We start from the raw sequence: 4119 nt of genomic DNA, 5'->3' as shown, positions 1-4119 counted from the left end.
ATGTGGCCGGCCACGATAAAGAGCACGGCAATGGCCAAGTGGTGGTGGGCTTGGTCGGTTAGCCAGAGGGCGCCGTTCTGCGGATCCAGGCCACCCTTGAAGGTGAGAAACTCCGCGTACTTGCCCCAATCCAAGGTAAAGAAGGGCACCACCCCGCTGAAGATGCCCCAATCCACGCTGGGGAACATCTCCTTCATCAAGGCGGGCTTGAGGATGAACTCGTGGGGCAAAGGCACCTGGTCAGCCGGCACGCCCGCATCCAACATCTTGTTGATGGGAATGGCCACGTGGATTTGGTGACCGGCCCAGGCCAAAGAACCCAGCCCCAGCAGGCCCGCTAGGTGGTGGTTGAGCATCGATTCCACATTTTGGAACCACTCCAGCTTGGGAGCCCGCTTGTGGTAGTGGAACCAGCCGGCAAACAGGCACAACCCGGCCATCACCAAGCCACCGATGGCGGTGCAGAGGAGTTGAAACTCATTGGTGATGCCGGCAGCTCGCCAGAGGTGAAATAGACCAGAAGTAATGCGGATCCCTTCGAAGCCGCCGCCCACATCCCCATTCAGGATCTCTTGGCCGAAGATGGGCCAGACCACTTGGGCGCTGGGCTTGACGTTGATCGGATCCGCCAGCCAAGCGGAATAGTTGGAGAACTGAGCTCCGTGGTAGTACATGCCGCTCAGCCAGACGAAAACCACTGCCAAGTGGCCGAAGTGAGCGGAAAAGATCTTACGAGAGACGTCTTCTAAGTCGCTGGTGTGACTGTCGAAGTCATGAGCAAGAGCATGGAGGTTCCAGATCCAGGTCGTGGTCTTGGGGCCACGGGATAGGCTGCGGTCGAAGTGCCCCGGCTTGGCCCATTTCTCAAATGAGGTGGGAACCGGATCCACATCAACCGACACCTTGACCTTCGGCTCTCGCTCCTTTGGCGTAGTTGTCATCAAGAACTCCTCTCTTGCGACAAGGAACGAAGCATCCCTACCCCTTGGCAGAAGATTCCCCCAGGGCAGGACTTACCTGGCATTATAGGTCAGGGTTTGTGAGCCCTCAGTTGCTTCACAATAATTAAACGAGGGATCCCTTGTCCCATCGAGGCTGGAGTCGATTGGCAATTGTTCTTTCGATCATAGATGTAAATATATGTAACGAATTTTCAGCCAACCCAATCCGTTCTCAGGAAGGGTTGGAACTGAACAATAGACAGCAAGGGATCCCCTGGGTGGGGATGTGTGGTAAAACCCTGGCAGCCCTTTTGCAGATACCACCCTATGACCCTAGAGATTCCCCGTCGCCAATACGTCAGCAACTACGGCCCCACCGTAGGGGATCGGGTGCGCCTGGCGGACACCGAGCTGATCATCGAGGTGGAGCAGGATTTCACCACCTATGGTGAGGAGATTAAGTTTGGGGGCGGCAAAACCATCCGCGATGGCATGGGGCAATCGCCGACGGCCACCCGCGCCAACGGGGCCTTGGATCTGGTGATCACCAACGCCCTGATCCTGGACTGGTGGGGCATTGTCAAGGCGGATGTGGGCATTCGCGATGGCTACATTGTCGGCATTGGCAAAGCCGGCAACCCCAACATCCAAGCGGGGGTGACGCCGGGCATGGTGGTTGGCCCCAGCACTGAGGTGATCGCCGGGGAAAACCTGATCCTGACAGCGGGCGGGATCGATGCTCATGTGCATTTCATCTGCCCGCAGCTGTGCGAGTTTGCCATCGCCTCGGGAGTGACCACCCTTTTGGGGGGCGGAACCGGGCCGGCCACAGGCAGCAACGCCACCACCTGCACCCCTGGAGCTTGGAACTTGGGCAAGATGTTGCAGGCGGCGGAGGGGTTCCCCGTCAATTTGGGCTTCTTTGGCAAGGGAAACGCGGCTTTTCCCGCAGCTTTGCGGGAACAGGTGGAAGCGGGGGCCTGCGGCCTCAAGATCCATGAAGATTGGGGATCCACGCCGGCGGTGATCGACAGCTGTTTGCAAGTCTCGGATGAGTACGACATCCAAACCCTCATCCACACCGATACTTTAAATGAATCGGCTTTTGTGGAAGATACCATCGCCGCCATCAATGGCCGCACCATTCACACCTTTCACACCGAAGGGGCTGGAGGTGGGCATGCCCCCGATATCATTCGCATTGCCTCGGAGCCCAACGTGCTGCCCAGCTCCACCAATCCCACCCGCCCCTTTACCCGCAACACCATCGAAGAACATCTGGACATGCTGATGGTGTGTCACCACCTGAGCAAGAATGTGCCGGAGGATATTGCTTTTGCCGAAAGCCGCATTCGCCCCCAAACCATTGCCGCCGAAGACATCTTGCATGACATGGGGGTGTTCAGCATCATCTCTTCCGACTCGCAGGCCATGGGCCGGGTGGGGGAGGTGATCATCCGCACTTGGCAGACGGCTCACAAGATGAAGGTGCAGCGGGGGCCTCTGCCGCAAGACAGCAGCCGCAACGACAACTTCCGGGCCAAGCGTTACGTGGCTAAGTACACCATCTGCCCCGCCATCGCCCAAGGACTCAGCCACGTCATCGGGTCGGTGGAGGTGGGAAAACTGGCGGATCTGTGTCTGTGGAAGCCGGCCTTTTTTGGGGTTAAGCCGGAAATTGTCCTGAAGGGGGGCCTGATTGCCTACGCCCAAATGGGGGATCCCAATGCTTCCATTCCAACCCCGCAGCCGGTGTACCCTCGCCCCATGTTCGGCAGCTTTGGCCGCGCCTTGACCGAGACCAGCCTCCTCTTTGTCTCCCAGGCTGCTCTAGACTTGGGGATCCCGGAAAAACTGGGGATCCAGCGCCGGGCCGTAGCGGTGAAAAATTGCCGCGAGATCGGCAAAGCGGATTTGAAACTCAATACCGCCACTCCCCACATTGAGGTGAACCCGGAGACCTATGAAGTGCGGGCCGATGGAGAATTGCTCACCTGCGAGCCGGCAGAGGTGCTGCCCATGGCGCAGCGGTACTTTCTGTTCTAATTTTGGGAGAGTTTGAGAGCTCTATTGAGCGTTTGATCGGTAACCCAAGCATGGGCCACCTCGTTCTTCGCCATCTCAGCAAGCGCTTCCACAAGCGAGGGATCCCTGTCCTCAGGGATTTGTCTTTGAGCGTGGAGGCAGGGGAGATCTTTGCCCTGCTGGGGCCGTCGGGCTGCGGCAAGTCCACCACCCTCAATCTCATCGCCGGCCTGCTGGAGCCGGATCCCTTGCCCTATCCGGGGGAAATCTGGCTGGACGGGATCCCCCTCAACCCTCTGCCGCCGGAACGGCGCGGCGTGACTTTGCTGTCCCAACACAGCCGCCTGTTTCCCCACCTGAGCGTGGGGGAAAACGTCGCTTTTGGCCTGAAAATGCGGGGCATTCCCCGGACAGAGCGGGAGGCTGCCGCCTTGCGCATGCTGGAGCGGGTACAATTGGCCGGGTTTGCTCAGCGTCGGCCTAGCCAGCTTTCTGGCGGACAAGCGCAGCGGGTGGCCCTGGCGCGGGCTTTGGTGATTCGGCCCAAGGTGCTGCTGTTGGATGAACCTTTGTCGGCGCTGGATGTCAACCTGCGCCAAGAGATGCAGGCCCTCATTCTGGAGCTGCAGGCGGAAACAGGGGTGACGATGGTGCTGGTTACCCACGATCAAGCAGAAGCCACAGCCATGGCCCAACGCATCGGCCTGATGTTTGAGGGGCAGCTACACCAGGTGGGATCCCCTGTGGAGTTCTATCAGCAGCCGCGCTCCGAGCGCATTGCCCGCTTTTTTGGCGGGGTCAATTTTTTCGATGCGCAGGCGGAGGGTCACCAGCTTCGCCTCAACAACGGGATCCTCTTGAAAAGCGCCGCGCCACTCCAAGGTCAGGTGCGGCTGACGGTGCGCCCGGAACAGGTGCAGGTGTTTCCCCATCCGCCCGGCTTGGCCGACAATGTTTTCTCCGCTCAAGTGATGGCGGAACGCTTTGCGGGCACCCAGCGACGGCTGACCTTGCAAGCCCCTTGGGGCAGTCTGCAGGCTTGGGTGGCTCCCCACCAAGTGTTTGCGCCGGGGCAGACGGTGTGGATCCACTTGCCGACAGAGGCTCTGTGGCCTGTGGAGATTGGCGGGGATCCCTCACCCCCGGCCCTTTT

2 protein-coding genes and 1 pseudogene are annotated in these 4119 nt (G+C 59.6%); 2 read left to right on the top strand and 1 reads right to left on the bottom strand.

Annotated elements, in window-relative coordinates; genetic code table 11:
- Positions 1-941: pseudogene (gene psaA, locus NW819_RS10230) on the bottom strand (photosystem I core protein PsaA); the annotation flags it as partial.
- A gap of 327 nt (positions 942-1268) precedes the next feature.
- Here psaA and ureC point away from each other — a divergent pair.
- Entirely contained in the window at positions 1269-2987 is a 1719-nt protein-coding gene (gene ureC / locus NW819_RS10225) for an urease subunit alpha (protein WP_414413674.1), read from the top strand.
- A gap of 50 nt (positions 2988-3037) precedes the next feature.
- On the top strand, positions 3038-4119 hold a 1082-nt coding region (locus NW819_RS10220; protein ID WP_414413673.1), incomplete at its 3' end, for an ABC transporter ATP-binding protein.

Source organism: Synechococcus sp. R8-2 (assembly GCF_047461715.1).
Taxonomy (GTDB): domain Bacteria; phylum Cyanobacteriota; class Cyanobacteriia; order Thermostichales; family Thermostichaceae; genus Thermostichus.
Note: the sequence above shows the minus strand (reverse complement) of the source record. Positions and strands in the feature narration are given on the sequence as shown.